This window comes from Desulforamulus aquiferis (genome assembly GCF_030577015.1).
GTDB lineage: Bacteria > Bacillota > Desulfotomaculia > Desulfotomaculales > Desulfotomaculaceae > Desulfotomaculum > Desulfotomaculum aquiferis.
This window is the reverse complement of record NZ_JARPTC010000016.1, coordinates 101,049-125,579: the sequence shown is the minus strand read 5'-3', so window position 1 is coordinate 125,579 and position 24,531 is coordinate 101,049. Positions and strand designations below refer to the sequence as shown.

The following is a 24,531-nucleotide window of genomic DNA, read 5'->3' as shown; positions in this document are numbered from 1 at the left end:
TAACCTGGGTCTTTTAAAATAATATTTATATATTCACTGTTTTCTACCCAATATTATTCAACCAGCACTACAGGCTTAATTAGATCCCTCGGCTTATCCTTCATCAGTAATAAAGCCCTTTCAGCGTGTTCTATTCCTTTAAAGACATGGGTGACCAGCTTGCCGGGATCTAGTCGGTTATATTTAACCAGGTCAATGAGCATTTCCATTCTAAGTCGACCACCTGGACATAGTCCCCCTCTGACAGTTTTGTGAGCCATGCCGGAGCCCCATTCTACCCTGGGAATAGGTAGGAATTCACCTTCGCCATGATAATTAATGTTTGAAATATTTCCCCCTGGCTTTGTTATTTTAACAGCCTGGGCCACTACTTCCGGTTTACCGCCTGCGATAATGACAGCATCCACACCTTTACCACCAGTTAGCTTAGCAATCTGCTCAACAATATCCCCATCCCTGTAGTTCACTACATCGGTGGCACCATAATACTTTGCCGCCTCTACACAAATAGGTCTACTACCCACAACTATCAGCCTGCCTGCACCCCTTAACTTTGCACCTGCCACTCCCATCAAGCCCACCGGGCCAATGCCGATAACCGCAATGGTCGCACCTAACTGAATATCCGCCATCTCTGCACCGTGTAGACCTGTGGTAACCATGTCGGGAATCATTACCGCTGTCTCAAGGGGTATTTCGTCGGGTAAAAGGGCTAAGTTCATATCCGCATCATTTACATGGAAAAATTCCCCCATGGAACCATCTTTAATATTGGAGAATTTCCAGCCTGCCAACATGCCGCCAGAGTGCTGATGAAAACCTGCCGCAGCCTCCAGCGTACGCCAATCAGGGGTAATGGCAGGTACAACCACCCGGTCACCCGGCTTAAAGTCTCTAACTTCACTTCCTACCTCAACAACTTCACCTACAGCTTCATGCCCTAGTATCATATTATGTCTCTCACCGATGGCACCTTCAAAAACCGTATGAATATCTGAGGTACAGGGAGCAATTGCTAAAGGTCTACAAATTGCATCGTAGGGTCCGGCCGCAGGCTTATCCTTTTCAATCCAGCCCACTTCACCAATTCGAAGCATTGCAAATCCTTTCATTTAAAACACCTCCATATTTTTTGAATTTTCATACTTTAATTATTTCATAGGTGGTGTTCCCTGTCACCGTAAGTACGGATGAATATTAAAGGTATAACTGGGCTGTTATTATTTTAGTTCCCTGTCTTAATGTATAGTGCCAAACCCCATCATAATGACCTGTAAATACCCTATCGGGTAGTGTAAACTATCTGGATAGACATTGCCTTAGCTCACCTTAAGCCTTTAAGTGTCTTCGAAAATTGTCCTTCGAACAGAAAACCTTTGGAATTTTATCCAAAGGCCATCAAATTACTCCATCTTGAATTAACTTTGTAACTAATGCGATCCTGTTATGCACATCCAATTTTCTCATAATATTTTGTATGTGAAATTTAATTGTATTTTCGCTAAGGTATAATTGTTCTGCAATTTCTCTGTTTGTTAATCCCTCCGCCACCCGCCTGGCGATATCCAATTGCTGCTCCGTAAGGAGTGGCTGAGCAAATTCTTGACTGGGGACTTCCTTCAATTTTTTTACGATACAAGCCGCCATTTGGGAGTCTAGTACCGTCTCACCTCTGACCACCGCCCTTATGGCACGCTTTAATTCACTTATTTCTACATTTTTTATCAGAAATCCCTTGGCCCCCGCCATCATTGCCTGGATAATGGATTCCTCCTGCTCTGCATAGGCCGTTAGGATAATAATCTTTAGTTCCGGATAAAGCTTAGTCAGTTTTTTGCAAATTTCAACACCCCTTTCCTCGGGCATCCTTTCATCTAATAAAATAACATCTGGCCGGCTTACTTTTATCTGTCTTAATAGTTCCTTGCCGTTAGAAGCTTCCCCAATTACCTCAAAATCTGGCTCCCCCTGTAAGGTCAGTCTTAAACCCTCCCGGACAATTTCATGATCATCAACTATGGTGATAGTGATTTTATCCATCATATTCAACTCCTTCTATGGGGATTACGGCCATTATCTCTACCCCGCCAGATTTTGATCTGCCGACCTTGAGAATACCATTTAAATACTGTGCCCGTTGCAGCATGTTTTTCAAACCAAACTTTTTATCATCAGTAGAAAGGCTCTCTATTGTGTTTTCCGGAATACCCACACCATTATCCCACACTAATATTTCCAGCCTCTTTTCACCAAAAGATATATTTACATCTATTCTAGAGGCTGAAGCATGACGCAGGGAATTTACTAAGGCTTCCTGGACAATGCGGTAGGCTATATTTCTGACAACACTAGGTAAAGGGAGGGCTTTGCCGAAGGTGTTGACACAAATTTGAACCGAGCCAGCCTGATTTAAGTCCCTTACTAAACCCTCAATACTATCCCTAAGGCTTAGGGATGCTTCCAATGTGCTAAACTCACAGATAACTTTACGGATTTCTTGCACAGCTTTATTGACAAGATCCTCTAAATATTTCAGTTTTGCATACACTGGGGAGTTAGTGGAAAGTTCACTAAAGCACCATTCAAAATGAAGTCCTATGGCAAATAGAATCTGCAAAACATTATCGTGCAAATCCCCGGCAATGCGGTTCCTTTCTTGAGATAAAATCTGTTCCTCCCGAGCACGAAATAGAATATTGTACATATTCTTCAGTTCTTGATTTTTTTGTTCTAGCTGTTCCTTTTGCTGACAGACAATTTTATAATGGGATTCGGCATTGTCCTTTAAATAAATGGTGTCCTCAAATAATCTTGCATTTTCCAGGACTATTGCTGTTTGATTCCCCAAAATTTGTAGAATCGACTGACACCCCTCATCCCCCCTGTAATTGTTAAAGAGTAGTAGTATCAGACCCAGAATTTTTTCTCTGGTAATCATCGGGAAAGCTACGATATTCTTCAAACCGTATCTTAGTGGTAAAAAGTCTAATACGGTATCATCCTTTAACTGTTGAGAGCCAATGCCATAAAGACAAGGTAAATCCTTAGCGTTCAATTGGTCTAACCAAGAAGAAAAATAGTCATCCAGGCTTTGTTTTTCTGGGAGTGGCTTAGGTACGTGAATACTGACAAGTTTGTCTGTCCTCGTTAAAAGCACAGCATATTGTGCATCGGTTATCTCCAGCAGTGATTCGCCTATGGCCAGCAATAATGGTTCTACCCCTTGATTTAGCATGGCCAGATTATCTGACATTACTTTTAATGATAGCAGGGCAGTTTTTAAACGAAGACTTTCCTTCTCTAACTTTTCAACCAGTGTTCTATTCTCAATGGCAACCGCCACAGGACTGGCAATACCTGTACAAAGCTCAACTTCCTCCTGGGTAAAAGGAAGCTCCCCTTCCCTTTTAATGGATAAAACGCCAATAACATTTCCCCGGGAAAAAAGTGGCAAGGCCAAAAAGTGGGGACCCTTTTCATAATGCTCGGAATATTTCTGGGGGAGCTTATTTTTTATTACACTGGACCAGGCTTCCTCACCTTTCCCCATTCCTTGCCTGGCACTATAAAGTGCACATTCCACCGGACCTAAGACCTGGGAAACTAAGGTACTGGTCTTCTGTAAAATCTGGTCGAAGGGTAAAATATTGCTTACTGCCCTGGAAACATCCAGAATAGCCAGGGTTTGATCAGCCTTTTTTTTAAGCAATTGATATAGACCTTCTATTTCCCTTTGTGACTTAGTTAAATTGATGTTGCATTTTTGCATCTGGGCTACACTCTTCTTGAGTTCACTATAGTGAGTTTTTGCTGAATTCTTAACTCCCCCAAGTCTCTCCAAGGCAGAGTTTTTAACTAACAAATCATTTGGGTAGGGAATATCCTCCCGTTGGTTAAAGAGCTCCATTATACCAATTGCCTGATTAGCTTGACTAATCTGCCCTTTCCGATTAACTGCCCTTAATCTTTGGGCCACTGGCCTCATCTCCTCCCCTAATTTAAAAGGCACGCCGGAATATCTCATAGATATCATTTGTCCCAGCATCCCTGGGATTAGTTATAAGGCAAGAATCCTTTGAAGCATTGGTGCTTAAAACCAGGTTATTTTCCTCTGAAAAACTGTACCCAGCTTTTGAAAAGTTTTCGTCTATCCCAACTTCCCTAGCTAGTATCCTCACCGACTCAATGGCAACCTTTGCCCTCTGCCGAAGGTTTTTATTTCCTGGAGGCTCACCCATTGCTTCGGCAATCTCAGCAAACCTTTCAATACAAGCAGGATAGTTATATTCCATAACATGGGGCAATAATATTGCGTTAGCCATCCCATGGGGTAAGTCAAACTTTCCACCTACCTGATGGGCCATGGCGTGGACAGCACCAATAAGGGCATTTGATGCAGCAATGGCGCCAAGAAGACTTGCCTTGGCCATTGCATCCTTAGCCTCAAGATTTGTTTTACTGGCCACAGATTTGCCAAGATAGGCCGAGATAAGCCGGATGGCGGTGAGGGCATAGGAATCGGTGAGGAAATTTGCAGCAACTGACACATAGGCCTCAATTGCATGGGCCAGGGCATCCATCCCGGAATTAGCAGTTAGCTGGGGATCTTTGGTGGTGAGAACCAGCGGGTCAGTAATTGATATGTCAGGAACCAGAGATTTACTCATCATTATCATTTTTACCTGTCGCAGGCTATCAACAATTACAGCAAATTGTGTGATATCCGCACCTGAACCAGCAGTACTGGGTACCATAATCATTGGGGGAAGGGGGTTAGATATTTTATCTACTCCTTCATAATCATGAATTGAGCCCTGGTGAGTAGCCATGATAGCTACTGCCTTTGCCACATCTATTGGACTCCCGCCCCCTACCGCCACTATTGCATCACAATTTGATTCTAGGTAGATGCGGGTAGCCTCTTCCACCTCATAATCTTTGGGGTTGGGGGTAAGGTTATGCCATATTTCATAGGCAATACCCTCCTTTTTCAGACAGGGTAACACTACATCTATCCAACCTGCCTGCAAAATCCCCCGGTCCGTTATTAGAAAAATTTTTTCTGCCCCTACCCTCTGGGCACAAAACCCCACCTGTTTGATAGAGCCTCTGCCAAAGATAATTTCTGGTATTCTGAACTGTTGTACTAACATCATAGCCACATCAGCCCCTTAAGTTATTTACTAAATATATTCATCATCTTCCTTTATTTTCCTTTTGTTAGCACTCTAACTAGTTATCAAATATTATGAGTGGTAGAAAAGAGCAAGTGTTTTTTTGCACAAATAAAACTGTTTTATATCATTTTAAATTAATATAGTCAAGTATATTATTTTGTTAATTGTATAAAATGCTTCCTTAAATAAACTTTTAGGTGGTATTACCATACTAGTAATATTGAGAAATATGGAGCAATCACGAATTATTTTAAGAACTGGTTCCCTTTACTTTTATATAAAATACCTGTATCCTAAATATAGATAAATAACTGGCCCCCGGAAAGAAGGTGCAGCTAATGCGCTCATTATTTGAAAAATTTCTTCATTTTGCAGATGTTGCCTTTAGATACATCTATATTCCTGAAGAAAAATAAATACTTGGGGCAAAAAAGACTATTCTCAAATATCTAAGAATAGTCTTTTTTATTTTGTCAATATTTATTAAGCGATTTTTATTATCAGTCTTTCAACCCTGGCAAAAGATAAAGGGCCAGGATAAACCTGGCCTACATAATTAAGAACCTGTTTGGGGCCTTTTGCACCTCCGGGGCTGTATTTGACAAGGCATCGGTATTTCCCTGCACCTTACCGCGACCTGAGAAGCCAATTTCACCCCCTGCTTCCTGCATATATTTGGCTCCTTTGTTAAAAGGGGTACCTGGCAAACCTCTTTTTAATTTGCTAGTCATTACAGCACCTCCCCATCGGATTTAAAGTCCTACTACTAGTATCTTTAATTTATTAGTTTATATAAGGAAAAGATTATAGCAGTGAAGTAAACATATTGGTCTACTGGCAGATTTCATTCTTTCCTGACAAAATAGAAAAGGCGGGATTTAATCCTCGCCTTACAAGTATTTTTTATCTCTCTTGATTATAGCCGACATTGATACCTGTATTATCTGGATCACTTTCCCTGCAAGCTTGATAAAAATGCTTAGCTTTATTGTAGCCCAGATTTAGTCCTGTGTTATCATAGTCCTCATCTTCCATATTTAATAGATAATTCTCTTGATATTTTTTAAATAGATCCCCTGGGGAGATCCCCTGGGACTCAACCATTCTCTCGAAGTATTTTTTATCATTTTCAGAAATATTAATGCACATAGTACGTTCGTTTTCCATGTTTATTCCTCCATTTCTACTTAATATAATTTACATTAAGTCTCATTCTAGATTATTATCTTTAACAATATTTTTAGCTTTAATTAGATTTGTATACGTACTTATTTTATATCGTCTACGAATCTCTAATTACCATTATTTTTTGCTGCTGCCTGACACTTTGGACAAATTCCATAAAAATAAAGTGTACATTCCTCTACCTGATAACCATTTACATTGAAGGGGGCTTTTATCTCATAGGCTCCTGAGTCTAAGTCGTAAATAGATTCACAGCTTCTGCATAAAAAATGACCATGGGGGGCGGAATTTGGGTCAAAATGCCTCTTATCTGACTTTATCCTAACTTCTTGCAGTTCCCCTGCTCCGGCCAAAATCTCTAATGTATTGTATACCGTTGCAAGGGACAAGGACGGATACTGGGGCTTTAATTGGTTGTAAATCTCCTCAGCAGATGGATGATTCATATTACCTTCCAGCAAATTTAGTATTGCCAGTCTTTGAGGTGTTAATTTAAGCCCTAATTCCTTAAGCTTTTGTATTGTCATTGCTTAACCTCCTCCCCAGGTTTTTATAATTGTTACTAATTTATAATTATTGTAATTTAGTAACAGGACTTTTGTCTAGTGTTCCCGAAATATTTATATTACTGCAATATAACCAAGATTGATACCTGTGCTTTTTTCCCTATTTTGGCGAACTTGATAAAAAGGCTTACCATAACTATACCCTAAACTCAATCCAGTATTATTTTGCTGTTGCTTGTCTCCCAGCACATTCTTCTCTAAATAAATTTTTTGATACTTACTAAATAATTCACCTAATGAAATGCCCTTTAATTCTGCTACCCTTTCAAAGGATACTCTTTCTTGTTCAGAAATATTGAAACACATAGTACTTTTGTTTTGCATAATAATATTCCTCCATCTATTAAAGTTTTACGATTTATTATCGTTATTAATTTATAATCATTATAATTTAGATTCTTCCTTTTGTCAATAAAAAAAACTGGCATTATTTTATGCCAGTTTCAATCAATTAGCCTTGACTAACTCCCGCTTCATCAAAGGTGGCCATTTCGTTAATTATAAGCACTGCAGACTCAACTAAATGGAAGGCCAGGGAGGCTCCAGTACCTTCTCCCAATCTCATATCCAGATGAAGCATTGGTTTCAAGCCTAGTAATTCCAGCATTAGGCGATGTCCCTGTTCACCCGAAAGGTGTGAGGCAAACATGTACTCCCGACTCAAAGGGGCAATGGAATTGGCCACCAGGGCTGCCGCACAGGAAATAAAACCATCAATTACGACAGGAATTCCCCGAGCAGCGCAGCCGAGGATTACTCCTGTCAAGCCGGCTATCTCCAGCCCACCCATTTTGGCCAGTACATCCAAGCCATCCTTTGGATTTGGACGGTTCACCTCAATTGCTTTGGCAATCACCTGGGCCTTATGCTGCATGCGTGTATCATCTATACCCGTTCCCCTGCCCGTAACATCAATGGGATTAAGTCCACTAAAAACAGCCAGGATAGCTGCACTGGGTGTGGTATTTCCTATGCCCATCTCCCCGGTTCCCACCAAAGCTACAGAGTCATGTATCTGCTGCTGCACCAAAGCAATACCCGTTTCTATGGCTTTAACAGCTTCCTCTTGGCTCATTGCCGGGCCAAGGACAAAGTTATCAGTACCTGACTTAACACGGCAGGAGATTAGTCCTTCATATTCTAAAGGCTCCCCCGCCACACCTATATCTGCCACTACAACTTTGGCTCCAGCTTGACGGGCAAGCACATTGATACCTGCACCGCCCCGCAGGAAGTTAAGGACCATTTGTGGAGTTACCTCCTGTGGGAAGGCACTTACTCCTTCATTGGTTACACCATGATCCCCTGCCAGCACTATAATTGCCTTCTCTTTGGGAAGCTTCGGTAATGCCTGACCTTGAATACCTGCCAGACGGGAGGCGATCTCCTCTAAAACCCCAAGACTTCCCAGGGGCTTGGTAAGGTTGTCTAGTCTCCTTTGGGCCAATTCCTCCACATTTCTGTTGGGCTCCTGAATTTTTGATAAGGTTTCTTGCAATAATTCCATTACAAATTTCCCTCCCAAGAATTTATTATTAGCTAAAAAAATAAATTCTCAGCCTTAATAGGCCGAGAATTTTTCCATCATCCTCAGATTATTCAACCAGGACAGGCAGGTCTCCTGGCTCCACGGCTCATTATTTAGCACCGCCTTCCCAGCCTTTAGGCCAGTGGCTTTCCAGTGCTAAACTACCCGTTTACAGTGGCGGGACCGCTCAGGACTTGCACCTGATTCCCTATTCTCCCCATGGGGCACCTGCTGGTTTTATTTACATTTATTGTAAGTCTATCTTGAGCATTTTACAATACATTTATGTTATTTATTTTATTTTTGATACATAATAAGTCCTATTAGACAGATAGAGATTTTTGTCCTTCTATATGAATATACTGTTTAGCTATTTAAAAATATTACGCAGAGACATTTTTATTGACAATTGTTGTTATATTTTATACTTGTTAGTGCCTATTTGTCGCTATCTTATTATAGACATTGCAACCCAATAAATGGTAACATAAGACAAATGAATATTGTAGGTGTTAAGTATCCCCTAGGGGAGCAGGAATCGGGTGAAATTCCCGAACGGTCCGGCCACTGTAATTGGTGAGAGGTTTCAAAGACCACTGGGTTAACTGGGAAGGTGAAACTATCGATGAGCCATAAGTCAGGAGACTTGCTTAACGCTGAACTGTTCCTCCCGAGGAGAGGCAAACAGTTAAGAATTGGACATCTACAATTGTTCGACAACCTTAACTTTGCCAAGTTAAGGTTATTATTTTTTTGGAGGTGAGTATTTGAATCATAGCAGAGATACAGCCATCTTACTTGTAACCTTTGGAACCAACGTCACCCAAGCAGCCACTTCCTTTAAGAATTTGGAAGACAAGGTAAAGGAAACCTTCCCTAACATTGAAGTTCGTTGGGCCTATACCGCCAAAAGCATACGACAAAGGTTAGGTAAAATGGGCTTTCACTATGATAGCCCTGTTACAGCCTTAGCCAGGCTGCAGGATGAAGGGTATACCAGGGTTGCAGTACAATCTGTGCATATGATTGCAGGTCAAGAATACTATGATCTGGTCAACGTTGTGGAAAATATGTCCCATTTGCGAGGTATATCAGGACACAATTTTTCATCCAAAATTGGCAAATTTGGCTTTGAAAAATTAGTCCTTGGTAAGCCGATGCTCTATCATCAGTCAGATTACGAGGCAGTCATTAAATTTTTAAAGTGCTGTCTTCCCAGCAATTCCCCTGAACATGCCCTGGTATTGGTGGGTCATGGTTCCGAACATCCTGCCTTTAGCACTTACGGGTGTCTTAATGATATGCTCAGGCGCACTTGTCCAAACCTCTTCTTAGGCACGGTTGAGGGTTTTCCCAGCCTGACCGATGTGAAAGAGGATTTAGTCAAAGCAAGGGCCAAGGAGATTACTATTATGCCCTTTATGAATATTGCCGGTGAGCATGCCCTTAGTGATCTAGCCGGTGATGGGGAAGATTCCTGGAAGAGTGTATTGTCCCCTTTATTTAAAGTTAATATCAATTTAAGCGGGTTGCTGGATTATGAAGACATTGTAAAAATATACATCGATCACTTAATTGCTGTCTTTGAAGAACTTCATAATTAATTAATTTAGTATTATAGAGGTGAAACAAATGCTAAGAACACGCTATCTTATAGCATCTTTAATAGTTTTGCTGCTCCTGGTACCCAATACAGCCTATGCCATGCACATCATGGAGGGTTTTTTACCGGCCAAGTGGTGCCTGCTCTGGGCCGCCCTTTCAGCCCCCTTTATTATTTGGGGCTTCTTCTCCATAAAAAAAATAGTCAGTGAAAAGCCTGAGCTTAAAATGCTGCTGGGCTTGGTATGTGCCTTTGCCTTCGTTCTTTCTGCCCTTAAGATCCCTTCAGTGACCGGCAGCTGTTCACACCCCACCGGTGTAGGTCTGGGTGCAATATTGTTTGGTCCAGCCACCATGAGCGTCCTTGGCAGTATTGTACTCCTGTTTCAGGCCTTATTGTTAGCCCACGGTGGCATAACCACCCTTGGTGCCAACATTTTTTCTATGGCTGTGGTTGGCCCCTTCGTTGCCTATGGTGTTTATTTAATTATAAATAAATCAGGAGGACCTAAGTGGTTGGCGGTTTTCTCTGCTGCTGCCTTAGGTAACCTGCTGACCTATGTAACCACCTCCTTCCAGCTTGCCTTTGCCTTCCCTGACGTGACAGGGGGAATCATGGTTTCCCTAGTTAAGTTCTTGGGTATTTTTGCTGTTACCCAGCTGCCACTGGCAATTAGTGAAGGACTGCTAACGGTGCTAATCTACAACTTACTGACTGCTCACAGCAGCAATGAACTTAAGTCCATCCAGACCCTGAAGTATAATTTAAAATAAAGGGTGATTTTTTATGAAGAAGAATTTAATATTAATCCTTTGTGTTGTCCTACTGGCTGTGGCCCCTATACTTATACTTAATGATGCCGAATTTGGAGGAGCAGATGGGCAGGCTGAAGAAATTATCAGTGAAGTTAGCCCGGACTATACCCCCTGGATGGAGCCAATCTGGGAGCCCCCCAGCGGGGAAATTGAGAGCCTGCTGTTTGCCTTGCAAGCAGCCCTCGGAGCAGGATTTATTGGCTTTTATCTTGGCAGCAAAAGGGGAAGCAGAAAGGCGGCAAGCTCTATAGATGCTTCATCTTGATAGGTACGCTTACAATAATTCCCTAGTACACATACACCCCCTGGAAAGATTTCTCTTTTCAGGGGTCACCCTTATAACCAGTCTGATCTTAAACTGCGAGGTAGTTTCCCTGCTGGTTATCCTATTAATGGCCTGGGTAACTGTCCATAAGGGCAGTTTACCCTTTCGTTTTTACTTTAAACTCATGCTTTTACCTATGACCTTTCTTTTAGTTGGAATTATAGCTATTGCAGTTAATATCGTTCAGGAAACGTCCACCTTACTTTGGGGTGTAAATCTTTTCAGTATGACTATAGGGATAAACTACGATAGCCTATATACAGCAGTCAATCTATTTTTAAGGGCTCTCGCTGCCGTATCCTGCCTTTATTTTCTGTCCCTTACCACACCATTAACAGAAATAATCTCGGTTCTAAGAAGGTTTAAGTGCCCGGAACTACTCTTGGACCTAATGTCCCTTACCTATCGCTTTATATTTGTATTATTGGAAACTGCAGAAAAAATATATACCTCACAGTCTGCCAGACTCGGCTATGCAAGTCTAAGAAAAGGCTACCAGTCCACAGGTAGTTTAGCCACCAGCCTATTTGTCCGTACCTACAAGCGTTCCCTTGATTTATATAACACCCTGGAGGCTAGATGTTATAACGGAAAATTAGAGGTTTTGGAGCAGGATTATGAGGTATCTAAAAAAAATATATTTATGATTCTCTTTATACAGGTTTTATTAGTTTTTATAGCACTATTTTACGGAGGCATTATTTAAATGTCGGCTAGTATACTACAAGTACAAGGGCTTCACTATACCTACCCAGACGGAACCTTAGCCCTGCGGGGGCTTTCCACTGATATTGCAAGGGGTAAAAAAATTGCCCTCCTGGGAGCAAATGGTGCCGGAAAATCTACCTTCTTACTTCATTTAATAGGAATATTAAAACCCTTCAGTGGTAAAATTTTGCTGCATGGGGAGGAAGTAAAATATAATCGCAAAGCACTGCATAATTTGCGCAGTAAAGTGGGCTTTGTATTTCAGGACCCGGACACCCAGCTATTTTCCGCCAGTGTATGGCAGGAGGTATCCTTTGGGCCCATCAATCTAGGTCTATCCAAAGAAGAGGTAAAAGCAAGGGTTATTAAAGCCTTAGATGACACGGGTATTACTAGTCTTAAGGATAAACCAACCCATTTCCTAAGTTATGGCCAAAAAAAGTTGGTGTCTATAGCCGATATTTTGGCCATGGAGCCTGAAGTATTGATCTTCGATGAGCCTACCGCCTCCCTGGATCCACGGTATACAAAGCATGTCATGGAGCTGCTTGACCAATTAAATCAAAGTAACATCACAATAATTATGGCTACCCATTGCGTTGATATCGCCTATGGTTGGGCAGATTGGGTTTTAGTCATGAAGGAAGGTATAATTACCAAAGAAGGCACTCCTGAAGAAATATTTACTAATGATCAGCTGCTCATTTCCACCAACCTTAGCAGACCCTTTTTGCTGGAGGTCTTTCAAGAACTATCTTCCAATAACTACCTACCCAGGAATATCTCCTTGCCAAAAAAGATGGCTGATTTTAAGAAAATCCTGCAAGAAAATGCCCCAAAAAACAAATAGTTTATAAAACGCGTCGGAATTCCCTACGCGTTTTTCCTTTTCCCTGTCAAGGTCTAAAGTGTCGGCACACAGTAAATACTACTGTTAAATTTTTAATTAAGGACGGGGAGATTACCAATGGAAACAGATTATTCCAGAATAAAGCAACTACACCACCTGATAGAAACTAAAACAGCCACTAAGCTTTCTGGTCCCTATAAAGTAGGAGTGGATTTGGGAACTGCAGATGTCGTCCTGGTGGTTACAGATAATGAAGGTAATCCTGTGGCAGGCAGTATGAGGTGGGCCTCGGTGGTTAGGGATGGCTTAGTGGTGGACTTTAGGGGTGCAACATCCATTGTCGAGGAACTAAAGGATGAGGTAGAGCAATTAATTGGTGTCAAGTTAGAAAAGGGTGCCACTGCAGTGCCTCCTGGAACAGTAGGTCGTAATGCCTTAGCCTGTGGTCATGTAATTGCCGGTGCAGGTATAGAACCAGTTTCCCAGGTTGATGAGCCTGTGGCAGCAGCCAAGGCCTTAAATATAGATCATGGTATTGTTGTAGACATTGGAGGTGGTACCACCGGAATAGCTGTTCTAAAAAATGGTGATTTAGCTTTTACAGCCGACGAGCCAACAGGAGGAACACACATTTCCCTTGTGTTATCAGGAGCATATAACATTCCCTTTGCAGAGGCCGAACACATGAAACGTGATGAAAGCCAACATAGAAAAATCATGCCTGTGATCTTTCCAGTTGTTGAAAAAATGGCTACCATTGTGAAGGACATGCTGGCAGGTCACCGGGAGTACCATGACTATCCTGTCTACGTGGTTGGAGGAACTGCTTATTTACAAGATTTTGAAACCCACTTTAGTAAAGCCTTTGGCCGAAGGGTGCATGTCCCCCCCCACCCCTTGCTCGTTACTCCCTTAGGAATTGCCATGTTTGGATAATAAATAAAAAAATCCGGTACTACTGGTTATTCAACAGCAGTACCGGGTTTTTTATACGATGGAGCGATATATTTCCTCAACATCCTCCTGGTTGCCTTGCCGTGGATTTGTGAGCCTGGTAATGTCCTTTAGGGCATTTTCTGCCAATTGGGGAATATCCCCGGCATTAAAGCCTCTTAGTTCACTAAGCTTCAAAGGTATAGATAATTCCTTATTAAGCTGTTCAATTTTTTCTATTAATAACTCTGCGCTCTGCTCGTCAGTCAGACCTCCTGTGTCAATACCTACTGCCCTGGCTACCCTTGCATATTTTTTAGCCACTACCGGGAGGTTAAATCTCATTACCGCTGGCAATAGCACCGCATTGCAGAGACCGTGTGGCAAATCATAAAAACCTCCCAGTTGGTGGGCCATGGCATGTACATAGCCTAAACCCGCATTATTAAAGGCAATTCCTGCTAAAAATTGGGCATAAACCATCCCTTCCCTTGCCTCTATGTTATTACCATCTTTATAGGCTTCCAGAAGGTGATTAAATACCAAGTCTATGGCCTTACGGGCCTGGCAATCTGTTATGGGGCTGGCATTGACAGAAACATAGGCTTCTATGGCGTGGGTTAAGGCATCCATTCCCGTGGTAGAAGTAAGACCTGGGGGCTTGCCTATCATAAGTTCCGCATCATTTACAGCAATCACAGGTGTCACTCGCCAATCATTAATGGCCATCTTTATTTGTCTCTCTTCATCTGTTATGATGCAAAATCTGGTCAGCTCGCTGCCTGTCCCTGCTGTTGTATTTATGGCAATAAGTGGCGCAGAGGACTTTTTAACTTTGTTGATACCCTCGTAATTCCTTATGTCTCCCCCGTTTGTTGCTAATAGGGCAATGGCTTTAGCACAATCATGGGGTGACCCACCGCCAAAGGAGATTAAAAAATCACAGCCGTTATCTTTCATTAATTTTAGGCCAAAATCCACTTGGTTCACTGTTGGGTTGGGTGAAACATCTTTATAAACTATGTACAAAATTCCTTCCCGATCAAGAACGGTATATAACTTATCTACTAAGCCAGTATCTACCAGTACTTTATCCGTTACAATCAGGGCTTTTCTGAACGACATGGGCTTAAGATAATTTTTAAGTTCTTCTAAACACCCTACACCTAAAAGGCTAATTGGAGTAATAAAATACTCAAAAACCTTTTTCAAATTTTCCTCTCCCTTCCAGCCTTGCTTTTATAATGACACCTCATATGCTGAGTATAGTTTTTATTATTTGTGTAAGACCAAAATCCTAAACCAAAATCCTCTGTTAAATATTTTTTATCCCAAAGAATGTCATCATCTCCATAAGGAAATCAGAATTTTTTCTTTTTTTGTGCATAACTAGAAGCTACCGAGAAAGACTTTAGATAGTCTTTTTTATTTTTGTGAGGTAATAAATCATGTGCGCTGAAAAACAGAGAGTGGTTCAAGAGTATGTACCGGGAAAACAAGTTACCTTAGCCCACCTTATAGCCAACCCGAAAGAGGAACTATGTGAAAAGCTTGGTATTAGCAATAACGGTGCCATTGGTATTTTAACAATTACACCTAGCGAGGCAGCAATAATTGCAGCGGATGTTGCTACCAAAACTGCAGCGGTACAGCTTGGGTTTATGGATCGTTTTACAGGCTCTCTAGTTATTACCGGAAATATATCTTCGGTAGAGGCTGCCCTGAAGCAGGTAACTAATCTTTTGGCTGAAGGGCTAGGATTTACTCCAGCCACCATGACTAGGTCCTAAATCTATGATAATGGTAGTCGGTCCCATAGGTACAGGAAAAACATCTCTGCTAAATGCCTTACAGCAAAATGGCCAAAAGGCAGTTAAGACCCAAAGTATCAGCTATGTCAATGGGTCAATTGATACTCCTGGGGAATATGTGCAAATGCCACGTTTTTATTCCTCCCTCACAGTTACTGCTGCTGAGGCCAAAATTGTTCTTGTTGTACAGGATGCAACAGATACCAAGGTTTCACTACCACCTGGTTTTATCTCACTACTTATAAGACCCGTTGTGGGAGTGATTACAAAAATAGATCTTCCCGGTGCTAACCGGGAAAAAGCTAAGGCACTCCTTAAACAAGCGGGAATAAAAGAGCCATATTTTTATGTTTCCGCACATACTGGGGCTGGTTTGCCTGAATTGATTGCATATCTCAGGGAAAGGGGGGAGAAATTATGAACGATGCTTTAGGAATGGTAGAGACCAAGGGTTTAGTAGGAGCAATTGAAGCTGCTGATGCTATGGTGAAGGCAGCAAATGTTTCCCTAGTCGGTTATGAAAAAATTGGTTCCGGTCTGGTTACCGTAATGGTACGTGGTGATGTTGGTGCTATCACTGCTGCCACCGATGCCGGTGCAGCTGCAGCCCGAAACGTAGGAGAGGTCGTCTCAGTTCACGTTATTCCAAGACCTCATTCAGACGTGGAAAAAATTCTTCCTAAGAATTAGAAAGATCATGGAGGTGTAAGAAATGACAGACCAGTTGATCGAAAAGGTCATGGACGAAATTAAAAAGCGTACAGCCACTGTACAGGATTCACCTGCTACTGGCCAGAGGGTTTTTTCTAAGCCCAGTCTAACCGAATTTGTAGGCACTGCAATAGGCGATACTATTGGTCTGGTTATTGCCAATATTGACCCCACTTTGCATGAGAAAATGAAGCTGGATCCCAAGTACCGCTCCCTTGGTATTCTTGGTGCCCGTACCGGTGCAGGTCCCCATATTATGGCCGCAGATGAAGCTGTCAAAGCTACCAATACCGAGATCGTTACTATTGAGCTACCTAGGGATACCAAAGGTGGCGCCGGCCATGGTTCCTTAATTATTTTTGGAGCTGAGGAAGTATCCGATGCCCGCCGGGCCATAGAGGTTGCCTTAGGTGAGCTTGAACGCACCTTCGGAGATGTATATGCCAATGATGCCGGTCACCTTGAAATGCAGTACACCGCCCGGGCCAGCCTAGCAATTAATAAGGCCTTTGGTGCTCCCCTTGGCAAGGCCTTTGGCCTAATCGTAGGAGCCCCGGCTGCCATAGGGGTAGTAATGGCAGATGTGGCTGTAAAAACTGCCAGTGTGGAAGTGGTTGGCTTTGCCAGCCCAGCAAATGGCACCAGCTTCTCTAACGAGGTTATTCTAATGATTACAGGAGATTCCGGTGCAGTACGTCAGTCAGTAATTTCTGCCAGGGAAACCGGAAAAAAATTATTAGAAGCTATGGCTGGCCCTGCTCCATCGGTAACTACTCCTTACATCTAAACAACAGGGGGAAACAGAGATGAAGAGATCAAAACGTTTTGAAATGCTGGCTGCCCGCCCTGTTAACCAGGATGGCTTTGTAGTTGAATGGCCAGAGGTTGGCCTGGTAGCCATGGATAACCCAAAGGATCCTAAGCCAAGTATTAAAATCCAGGGCGGAAAAGTAATTGAAATGGATGGTAAGCCCAGGGAGCAATTTGACTTTATTGACCAGTTTATTGCGGACTATGCCATAGACACAACCGTAGCCGAAAAAGCCATGGCTATGGACAATACCGAAATTGCCAGGATGTTGGTGGATATACATGTCTCCCGGGATGAAGTTATCAAAATTACCCGTGGTTTGACAGCCGCTAAAATCGTTGCAGTCTTAAACACCATGAACGTGGTTGAAATGATGATGGCCATGCAGAAAATGCGTGCCCGTAAAATCCCGTCAAACCAGTGTCACGTTACCAATACCCAGGACAACCCGGTATTAATCGCTGCTGATGCTGCTGAAGCTGCCTTGCGTGGCTTTGATGAGATGGAAACAACTGTGGCGGTTGTTCGCTATGCCCCCTTTAACGCCCTTTCACTGCAGGTAGGGGCCCAGGTGGGACGTGGTGGAGTACTTATCCAGTGTGCTTTGGAAGAAGCAACTGAGCTTCTCCTTGGTATGCGTGGAATCACTGCCTATGCCGAAACAATTTCTGTATACGGCACTGAAAACGTATTTGTTGACGGTGATGATACTCCCTGGTCAAAGGCCTTTCTGGCCTCGGCCTATGCCTCCCGCGGCTTAAAAATGCGCTTTACATCCGGTACCGGTTCCGAGGTGCAAATGGGCTATGCCGAGGGTAAGTCCATGCTGTACCTGGAAGTACGCTGCATTATGTTGACTAAAGGTGCCGGCGTTCAGGGTCTGCAAAACGGTTCTGTAAGCTGTATCGGGGTTCCCGCAGCTGTTCCTTCGGGAATTCGTGCGGTATTGGGTGAAAACCTTACTGCTGCCATGCTTGACCTGGAAGTGGCCTCCAGTAATGACCAGACCTTTACCCACTCGGATATTCGCCGTACCGCCCGTACCCTAATGCAAATGCTGCCAGGCACTGACTTCATTTGCTCCGGCTACAGCGCAAGTCCAAACTATGACAACATGTTCGCAGGTTCCAACTGGGATGTTGATGACTATGATGACTGGAACATCATCCAGCGTGACCTCATGGTTGATGGCGGTCTGCGTCCGGTTTCTGAGGAAGCGGTCATTGCCATACGTCATAAGGCCGGCAAAGCCCTACAGGCTGTGTTTAAGGAATTAGGCTTCCCTGCCATTACTGACGAAGAGGTTGAAGCTGCAACCTATGCCCATGGAACTAAAGAAGTCATCAAACGTAACGTAGTAGAAGATTTAAAAGCAGCTGAAGAAATGATGAAACGTGGTATTACAGGTGTAGACATCGTTAAGGCTCTGGCCAAAAACGGCTTTACAGATGTGGCTGAGAATGTCCTAGGCACACTTAAGCAGCGTGTTTCCGGTGATTACCTACATACATCTGCCATCCTTGACAAGAAGCTTAATGTTATCAGTGCTGTCAATAATAAAAATGATTACAGAGGTCCAGGAACCGGCTACAGACTAAGTAAGGAACGTTGGGATGAAATTAAAAACATACGTCAGGCCATCAATCCAGCCGAACTGGACGTATAACGGGAGAGGTGACAAATATGCAAATAAGTGAACAATTGATCCGGGAAATTGTTGGTCAAGTTCTCTCTGGCATGGAGCAGCCCACACCTGCCAAGAAAATGGCTGTTGCTACCGGGCGCACCATGACCCTATTGGAAAAGGGCAATGCAACCACCGGTACAAAATCAGATGAGGTAGTTATTGCCCTGGCCCCTGCTTTTGGCAAGCATCAAAACAAAACAATTGTAAATATCCCCCATAGTGATGTGCTGCGTGAAGTTATTGCCGGCATTGAGGAAGAAGGTATACGTCCAAGGGTGATCCGGGTATTAGGTACCTCTGACGTTGGCTTCCTCGCCTACGAGGGTGCAAAAATCTGTGGTTCAGGTGTCGCCGTCGGTCTTCAATCCAGAGGCACCACGGTAATTCACCAGAAGGATTTACCACCTTTAAGCAACCTTGAACTTTTCCCCCAGTCACCTCTACTGGATCTAGAAGCCTACCGGGCAATAGGACGTAATGCTGCAAAATATGCCAAGGGTGAGCATCCAACACCAGTGCCCACCAGAAATGACCAAATGGCTCGGCCTAAGTATCAGGCAAAGGCCGCTGTACTTCATATTAAGGAAACAGAGCACGTTGTTCCCGGCGCCAAGCCCGTTGAACTGGAAGTACAGTTTTAATTAAGTGGAGGTGAATAATAATGGCTGATCAAAAAACTATTGAGAATATCGTACGTGAAGTATTGAAATCCATGGCCCAAACACCCCAGGCATCTACACCCAGGGTTACTACCCAGACTGGAGCTGTTGGACTATCTCCAGATCGTGATTACCCCCTGGCTACAAAGCGGCCTGAACTATTAAAAACTCCTACTGGTAAAAAAATACAGGATGTCACCCTTGAGGGTATACTAAACGGCAACATCAAATCAGAGGATGTTCGCATTACACCAGAGACCCTTCGTCTGCAAGCAGAAATCGCCGATGGCGTTGGCAGAACCCAATTTGCTAATAACCTCCGTCGGGCTGCGGAATTGGTGGCAATCCCTGATGAGCGCCTGTTGGAAATCTATAATGCCCTGAGGCCGTACCGCTCAACAAAGCAAGAACTTATGGAAATAGCTGAAGAAATGGAAGTAAAATATAACGCTAAAATTAACGCCGCTTTTGTCAGAGAGGCTGCTGGAGTTTACGAACGACGGAAACGTCTCAAAGCGGAATAGGGTGGGATTTCATGCCTATCATAGCGGGAGTTGATATTGGTAACTCCACCACTGAAGTATGCTTGGCCAAGGTTGATCACGGCCAAATATATGAATATCTGTCCAGCAGCATAACTAAGACAACAGGTATCAAGGGCACCCTTGCCAATGTTCCGGGGGTGGTAACCGCTCTCCGGGATGCAATGAAAAAAGCCAATATCAATATAGAAGATGTGGATCATGTCAGGCTAGATGAAATTAGGCTTAATGAGGCTACCCCGGTTATTGGTGATGTGGCCATGGAAACCATCACTGAAACTATCATTACTGAATCAACAATGATAGGACATAACCCTTCTACACCTGGAGGGATCGGACTGGGGGTTGGAACAACTGTCACCTGGGAAAGTCTTCCTGATATATCCCCCGGCGAAAAGGTAATTTGCCTTATTCCCAAGGGCATTGATTTTGAAGATGCTGCAGAGGGAATAAATGCTGCAATGGAAGCTGGTGTGGATATTCAAGGTGCCGTTGTACGCCAGGATGATGCTGTATTAATAGCCAAAAGGCTTAAGCATCAAATCCCTGTTGTTGATGAAGTAACCCTGATTGAGAAGGTTCCCGTTGGCATGCTGTCAGCTGTTGAAGTTGCTGAGGCCGGTCAAACCATTACTACCCTATCAAATCCCTACGGTCTGGCCACCGTCTTTAACCTTAGCTCCGATGAGACTAGAATTGTGGTGCCAATTGCCCGGGCATTAATAGGTAATCGTTCGGCAGTAGTAATACGCACACCCCAGGGTGATGTAAAGGCCCGCTCAATACCGGCCGGTTCCCTTAATGTCATGGGAGAAAGGGGACGGGTTGAAATTGATGTAGAGTCCGGGGCTGAGGCAATCATGGAAGTTGTGGAGCGGGTTCAGCCAATTAATGACGTGCAGGGAGAGTCTGGAACCCATGTTAACGGCATGCTGGAAAGGGTGCGTCAGGTAATGGCGGAGCTTACCAACCAGCCCCTTTCAGAAATGAAAATACAGGATGTGTTAGCTGTAGACACCTTTGTGCCGCAAAAGGTCCAGGGTGGTCTTGCCGGTGAGTTTGCTTTGGAGAATGCAGTTGCCCTTGCTGCCATGGTTAAAACCAGCAGACTGCCTATGCAGCAAATAGCCGATAAGCTTACCGAGGAATTGGGAACCAGGGTTATTATAGCTGGTGTTGAAGCTAATATGGCTATTCACGGGGCCTTAACAACTCCAGGTACTGATCGTCCTCTGGCAATTTTGGATATGGGCGGCGGATCAACAGATGCTGCCATCGTTACCCGGGAAGGTAAACCCATCTCCATTCATTTAGCCGGGGCCGGTGACATGGTAACCATGCTAATCAATTCGGAGCTTGGCCTAAATGATTTCGATTTAGCGGAGGATATTAAAAAATATCCCCTGGCCAAGGTTGAGAGCCTATATCATGTCAGACTGGAGGATGGGACTGTTAAGTTCTTTGAGGAGCACCTTCCCCCCGAGGTCTTTGCCAGGGTGGTCATATTAAAGGATGACGGAATGACCCCTATCCCCCATGATCACCCAATGGATAAAATCAGGCATATCAGACGGGAATCTAAAAAGCGTGTTTTTGTCACCAATGCCCTTCGCTCCCTGGCCAGGGTTGCCCCTACCGGCAATATAAGGCACATTGAGTTCGTGGTGTTGGTGGGAGGTTCCGCCTTAGACTTTGAAGTGTCTGATATGGTAACTGACGCCTTGGCCCATTATGGCATTGTCTGTGGTCGAGGAAATATTCGCGGGTGCGAAGGTCCTAGAAATGCCGTGGCTACCGGTCTGGTGCTATCTTATCTTAATGGTGAGGCGTGAAGCTATGCGGTCTGATAACAAGCCAACCAAGCCTAGCATTATTATATGCACAGCGGTGCTGCAAGGCTACGAATACAAATTGCGTGAACTTAGGGCGGGCATGGAAGAAGAGGGTATACCCTATTCACTGCAAAGGGTTGAAGGCAGTGATGCAGTATCCCTTGCCTACCAGGGAGCTAATACATCTGAGCTTGGTGTAGGTGTAGGTATTAGCCAAAATAAAATATGCATTCATTTTAAGAGACTGCCCCCACTAAAACCACTTTTCACCATGGATAGTGCGGGAACCCTTGATGAATGGCGACATTTCGGGTTTAATGCTGCCCGCCTGGTTAAAGGACTTCCTTTCAAAGCTATGCCCGGTCAAGGCCCTGTTATTGATTCGGAGGAAGCTGACTTATATGAGCTTGTCCGTAAAATAGTCTTGAAAGTGCTACAGGAGTCTGCTGAGGGCCAAAGGGAGTGAATATTATGGACAAAAACGCTTTAGGCCTTATCGAAGTAGTGGGTTTAGCCGCCGGAATGGAGGCTGCTGATGCAGCAGTGAAAGCAGCCAATATAGAATTAGTAGGCTATGAGCTTACTAAGGGTGGCGGTATGGTGGTTATAAAGCTCTCCGGGGATGTGGGAGCCGTTACGGCGGCTGTGGATGCAGGTGCTGCCGCAGCCTCACGGATTAATCAGGTTTATGCTACCCATGTTATCCCCCGCCCTGCAGGTGGCTTAGAAAAAATAATCACCACTAACGAAACCGTTGGTAACAAAGCTCTCCCGGAAGAAACATCACCCTTGGAGATAATGCCAACTACTCCAACAGAGCAAGCTGATTCCATTTTTGCCAATGTTACCATTGAGGAATCGAACAATGCTTTGGATTTGGCCAATGATACTGCTGATATTGACCAAGTAAAAGAACCCAAGATTTCTCAGTCTCATGTATGTAATTTATGCGGTGATCCTGCCTGCCCCCGAAAAAAAGGTGATCCCAGGGTTTCTTGTATTCATTACCAAAATAAGGAGGATGAGTAGGATGCGTGGAGAGGCATTAGGATTGGTAGAAACTAAAGGCCTTGTGGGTGCCATCGAAGCCGCTGATGCCATGGTAAAAGCCGCCAACGTGATATTGGTGGGCTATGAGAAAATTGGCTCCGGACTGGTTACAGTGATGGTCCGAGGAGATGTTGGAGCTGTCAAGGCTGCCACAGACAGTGGAGCTGCTGCAGCCCAGCGTGTTGGTGAATTAATTTCTGTTCATGTAATACCTCGCCCTCATACCGACGTTGAGAGAATTCTTCCTAAGGTCGAATAGTCTGGCTGTTATATTAAGGCGGAGTGTGGTGAGTTATGGAGCAACAAATGATCGAGCAAGTTGTCAGTCAGGTATTAGCTGAAATCTATAGCAGGGAAAAACAGGGACAGCCGGTAGACGGTATACCTGTGGGTATATCTAACCGGCACATCCACCTCTCTGCTGAGCATATTGAGCAGCTTTTCGGTAAAGGTTATACCTTAACCCCGGAAAAAAATTTGAAGCAGGTTGGGGAATACGCTGCTAAGGAAACCCTTACCCTTGTGGGACCAAAGGGAGCTCTCAGGAATGTTCGGGTCTTAGGCCCAGTGCGTAAATTTACTCAGGTTGAAATCTCCCGTACCGACGGTTTCAATCTAGGTATTGTCCCCCCCATTCGTGATTCGGGAAAATTAGAAGATACCCCAGGTATTGTTTTGGTAGGTCCAAAGGGTGGCGTATCTCTAAACAAAGGTGTAATAGTTGCTGCTAGACACATTCATATGGGAGTTGAAGACGCCCATAGGTACAATGTGTCAGATGGTGACCGAGTTACTATTAAGATTAACGGTCCCCGGGGTGGTTCCTTTGATAATGTCTTGGTTCGGGTCAATCCAAACTTCCGTCTGGAGTTTCACATTGATACGGATGAAGCCAATGCCGCAGCCCTTAAAAACGGCGATACAGTCAGTATTGACATAAGGGAGCAAAGCTGTGGAGCATGAAAAACTTGTGGAGATAATAACCACCGAGGTGCTACGTCGGCTTAGTTCAAAAGACATCCCAGGACATCCCCAGGCTGGTTACTCCAAAAAGGCTCTCGTAGTTTTCACCGGGGGTACCATTGGCCTTAAGTCGGGCCTTGAGGAAATAAAAATTATCAAAGAGCTTGGTACTGACCTAACGCTGGTTCTTTCGGAGGCTGCTGAAAAAATAATTGACGTTACCAGTCTTGTGGAAATGCTAGGTAATGATATCAAAATTATTACCTCTCAATCTCCTTATCCGAAAGAGCCTTTAAGGCAAGCCGACGTAGTAATTATCCCAGTACTAACACAAAATACTGCGGCAAAGGTAGCATTGACCATATCCGACACCATGGCCTCCTATTTAATTATATCTGCATTAATGCTTAGTAAGCCTGTAATTGCTGCCAGGGATGCAGCGGAACCCATTAATCGTCCCCAGGTAGAGTTATCAAAGCTCAAGCCAGCTTTTAGAGAAGTACTGGAGGGCAACCTCAAAAAGCTAAGCACATACGGTATTCAGCTCACTTCCGCAGATAATCTGTCTAAGGTAACAAAAGGGATTTTACTTTCGGAGCGGCTGAACTTAACGGAAATGCCCTTAAAAAGGCAAGTACTTGATGCTGGAACGTTAAAAAGTGCTTTACTTTCAGGAAATAGAACAATTTCTGTAGCAAAGGGTACCATTGTCACCCCTTTGGCCCAGGATATTGCCAGGGAATATAATGCTGAAATTGTGTTTAGATAAATGGAA

The 24,531-nt window shown here is 43.8% G+C and carries 29 protein-coding genes and 2 riboswitches; of the genes, 19 read left to right on the top strand and 10 right to left on the bottom strand.

What is annotated here, in order from left to right:
* Positions 1-53: 53 nt before the first annotated feature.
* The 9 genes from P6N53_RS11450 to cobT all read right to left on the bottom strand — a co-directional run bounded on the left by P6N53_RS11450 (position 54) and on the right by cobT (position 8,435).
* Complete coding sequence (locus P6N53_RS11450) at positions 54-1,112, bottom strand: NAD(P)-dependent alcohol dehydrogenase (RefSeq protein WP_304543242.1); 1,059 nt, start codon at positions 1,110-1,112, stop codon at positions 54-56.
* Positions 1,113-1,398: 286 nt separating this feature from the next.
* The gene (locus tag P6N53_RS11445) at positions 1,399-2,043 is read right to left on the bottom strand and encodes a response regulator (RefSeq protein WP_304543240.1); all 645 of its coding nucleotides are present in this window, start codon (positions 2,041-2,043) and stop codon (positions 1,399-1,401) included.
* On the bottom strand, positions 2,033-3,976 hold the full coding sequence (locus P6N53_RS11440) for a GAF domain-containing sensor histidine kinase (RefSeq protein ID WP_304543238.1): 1,944 nt from the start codon (positions 3,974-3,976) through the stop codon (positions 2,033-2,035). Before P6N53_RS11440 ends, P6N53_RS11445 begins: the two co-directional genes overlap by 11 nt.
* A 22-nt stretch (positions 3,977-3,998) precedes the next feature.
* Positions 3,999-5,153: an iron-containing alcohol dehydrogenase gene (locus tag P6N53_RS11435; protein WP_304543268.1), complete on the bottom strand. Its 1,155-nt coding sequence runs from the start codon at positions 5,151-5,153 to the stop codon at positions 3,999-4,001.
* 572 nt (positions 5,154-5,725) lie between these two features.
* Positions 5,726-5,908, bottom strand: a complete 183-nt coding sequence (locus P6N53_RS11430) for a hypothetical protein (protein ID WP_304543236.1) — start codon at positions 5,906-5,908, stop codon at positions 5,726-5,728.
* Positions 5,909-6,080: 172 nt separating this feature from the next.
* Positions 6,081-6,344, bottom strand: coding sequence for a hypothetical protein (locus tag P6N53_RS11425; protein WP_304543233.1), 264 nt, complete (start codon positions 6,342-6,344; stop codon positions 6,081-6,083).
* Between the two features lie 125 nt (positions 6,345-6,469).
* On the bottom strand, positions 6,470-6,889 hold the full coding sequence (locus tag P6N53_RS11420) for a Fur family transcriptional regulator (protein ID WP_304543231.1): 420 nt from the start codon (positions 6,887-6,889) through the stop codon (positions 6,470-6,472).
* A gap of 93 nt (positions 6,890-6,982) precedes the next feature.
* Positions 6,983-7,252, bottom strand: a complete 270-nt coding sequence (locus P6N53_RS11415) for a hypothetical protein (RefSeq protein ID WP_304543230.1) — start codon at positions 7,250-7,252, stop codon at positions 6,983-6,985.
* A 127-nt stretch (positions 7,253-7,379) separates the two neighbouring features.
* On the bottom strand, positions 7,380-8,435 hold the full coding sequence (gene cobT / locus P6N53_RS11410) for a nicotinate-nucleotide--dimethylbenzimidazole phosphoribosyltransferase (RefSeq protein ID WP_304543229.1): 1,056 nt from the start codon (positions 8,433-8,435) through the stop codon (positions 7,380-7,382).
* Positions 8,436-8,522: 87 nt separating this feature from the next.
* A riboswitch (cobalamin riboswitch) is annotated at positions 8,523-8,701 on the bottom strand.
* A gap of 252 nt (positions 8,702-8,953) precedes the next feature.
* A riboswitch (cobalamin riboswitch) is annotated at positions 8,954-9,124 on the top strand.
* Positions 9,125-9,223: 99 nt separating this feature from the next.
* Between cobT and P6N53_RS11405 the strand changes: the two genes are divergently transcribed.
* From P6N53_RS11405 to eutJ, 6 genes are all read left to right on the top strand, one after another.
* Entirely contained in the window at positions 9,224-10,060 is an 837-nt protein-coding gene (locus P6N53_RS11405; protein WP_304543226.1) for a sirohydrochlorin cobaltochelatase, read from the top strand.
* Between the two features lie 28 nt (positions 10,061-10,088).
* On the top strand, positions 10,089-10,832 hold the full coding sequence (locus P6N53_RS11400) for an energy-coupling factor ABC transporter permease (RefSeq protein ID WP_304543224.1): 744 nt from the start codon (positions 10,089-10,091) through the stop codon (positions 10,830-10,832).
* A gap of 13 nt (positions 10,833-10,845) precedes the next feature.
* Positions 10,846-11,139, top strand: coding sequence for an energy-coupling factor ABC transporter substrate-binding protein (locus P6N53_RS11395; RefSeq protein ID WP_304543222.1), 294 nt, complete (start codon positions 10,846-10,848; stop codon positions 11,137-11,139).
* The gene (gene cbiQ, locus P6N53_RS11390) at positions 11,126-11,905 is read left to right on the top strand and encodes a cobalt ECF transporter T component CbiQ (protein ID WP_304543220.1); all 780 of its coding nucleotides are present in this window, start codon (positions 11,126-11,128) and stop codon (positions 11,903-11,905) included. The genes P6N53_RS11395 and cbiQ overlap by 14 nt, the downstream gene beginning before the upstream one ends.
* Entirely contained in the window at positions 11,906-12,757 is an 852-nt protein-coding gene (locus tag P6N53_RS11385; RefSeq protein ID WP_304543218.1) for an energy-coupling factor ABC transporter ATP-binding protein, read from the top strand.
* 117 nt (positions 12,758-12,874) lie between these two features.
* Positions 12,875-13,693, top strand: a complete 819-nt coding sequence (gene eutJ, locus P6N53_RS11380) for an ethanolamine utilization protein EutJ (protein WP_304543216.1) — start codon at positions 12,875-12,877, stop codon at positions 13,691-13,693.
* Between the two features lie 51 nt (positions 13,694-13,744).
* Here the strand turns inward: eutJ and P6N53_RS11375 are convergent, their stop codons facing one another.
* A complete protein-coding gene (locus P6N53_RS11375) occupies positions 13,745-14,902 on the bottom strand; it encodes an iron-containing alcohol dehydrogenase (RefSeq protein ID WP_304543214.1) in 1,158 nt (385 codons plus the stop codon).
* Between the two features lie 236 nt (positions 14,903-15,138).
* Here P6N53_RS11375 and eutS point away from each other — a divergent pair, with 236 nt between their 5' ends.
* The 13 genes from eutS to P6N53_RS11310 are packed head-to-tail and all read left to right on the top strand — an operon-like array spanning position 15,139 to position 24,525.
* A complete protein-coding gene (gene eutS / locus P6N53_RS11370; protein WP_304543212.1) occupies positions 15,139-15,480 on the top strand; it encodes an ethanolamine utilization microcompartment protein EutS in 342 nt (113 codons plus the stop codon).
* Between the two features lie 4 nt (positions 15,481-15,484).
* Positions 15,485-15,922, top strand: coding sequence for a EutP/PduV family microcompartment system protein (locus P6N53_RS11365; protein WP_304543210.1), 438 nt, complete (start codon positions 15,485-15,487; stop codon positions 15,920-15,922).
* On the top strand, positions 15,916-16,191 hold the full coding sequence (gene pduA, locus P6N53_RS11360; protein WP_304543266.1) for a propanediol utilization microcompartment protein PduA: 276 nt from the start codon (positions 15,916-15,918) through the stop codon (positions 16,189-16,191). Before P6N53_RS11365 ends, pduA begins: the two co-directional genes overlap by 7 nt.
* Positions 16,192-16,213: 22 nt before the next feature.
* Positions 16,214-16,999 (top strand): propanediol utilization microcompartment protein PduB, encoded by a 786-nt coding sequence (gene pduB, locus P6N53_RS11355; protein ID WP_304543208.1) that lies wholly within the window; start codon positions 16,214-16,216, stop codon positions 16,997-16,999.
* 19 nt (positions 17,000-17,018) lie between these two features.
* Complete coding sequence (locus P6N53_RS11350) at positions 17,019-18,689, top strand: propanediol/glycerol family dehydratase large subunit (RefSeq protein ID WP_304543206.1); 1,671 nt, start codon at positions 17,019-17,021, stop codon at positions 18,687-18,689.
* Positions 18,690-18,706: 17 nt separating this feature from the next.
* Positions 18,707-19,351, top strand: a complete 645-nt coding sequence (locus P6N53_RS11345) for a propanediol/glycerol family dehydratase medium subunit (protein WP_304543204.1) — start codon at positions 18,707-18,709, stop codon at positions 19,349-19,351.
* A gap of 20 nt (positions 19,352-19,371) precedes the next feature.
* Positions 19,372-19,893: a diol dehydratase small subunit gene (locus tag P6N53_RS11340; protein ID WP_304543202.1), complete on the top strand. Its 522-nt coding sequence runs from the start codon at positions 19,372-19,374 to the stop codon at positions 19,891-19,893.
* An 11-nt stretch (positions 19,894-19,904) separates the two neighbouring features.
* Positions 19,905-21,743 carry a diol dehydratase reactivase subunit alpha gene (locus tag P6N53_RS11335; RefSeq protein ID WP_304543200.1) on the top strand — a complete coding sequence of 613 codons (1,839 nt, stop codon included), beginning with the start codon at positions 19,905-19,907 and terminating at the stop codon, positions 21,741-21,743.
* Between the two features lie 4 nt (positions 21,744-21,747).
* Positions 21,748-22,209, top strand: a complete 462-nt coding sequence (locus P6N53_RS11330) for a glycerol dehydratase reactivase beta/small subunit family protein (protein ID WP_304543198.1) — start codon at positions 21,748-21,750, stop codon at positions 22,207-22,209.
* A 5-nt stretch (positions 22,210-22,214) separates the two neighbouring features.
* Positions 22,215-22,772, top strand: a complete 558-nt coding sequence (locus tag P6N53_RS11325; RefSeq protein ID WP_304543196.1) for a BMC domain-containing protein — start codon at positions 22,215-22,217, stop codon at positions 22,770-22,772.
* Position 22,773: 1 nt separating this feature from the next.
* Positions 22,774-23,052 (top strand): ethanolamine utilization microcompartment protein EutM, encoded by a 279-nt coding sequence (gene eutM / locus P6N53_RS11320; protein ID WP_304543194.1) that lies wholly within the window; start codon positions 22,774-22,776, stop codon positions 23,050-23,052.
* 35 nt (positions 23,053-23,087) lie between these two features.
* On the top strand, positions 23,088-23,756 hold the full coding sequence (locus P6N53_RS11315) for a phosphate propanoyltransferase (RefSeq protein WP_304543192.1): 669 nt from the start codon (positions 23,088-23,090) through the stop codon (positions 23,754-23,756).
* Complete coding sequence (locus tag P6N53_RS11310; RefSeq protein WP_304543191.1) at positions 23,746-24,525, top strand: flavoprotein; 780 nt, start codon at positions 23,746-23,748, stop codon at positions 24,523-24,525. The genes P6N53_RS11315 and P6N53_RS11310 overlap by 11 nt, the downstream gene beginning before the upstream one ends.
* The last annotated feature ends 6 nt before the right edge of the window (positions 24,526-24,531 follow it).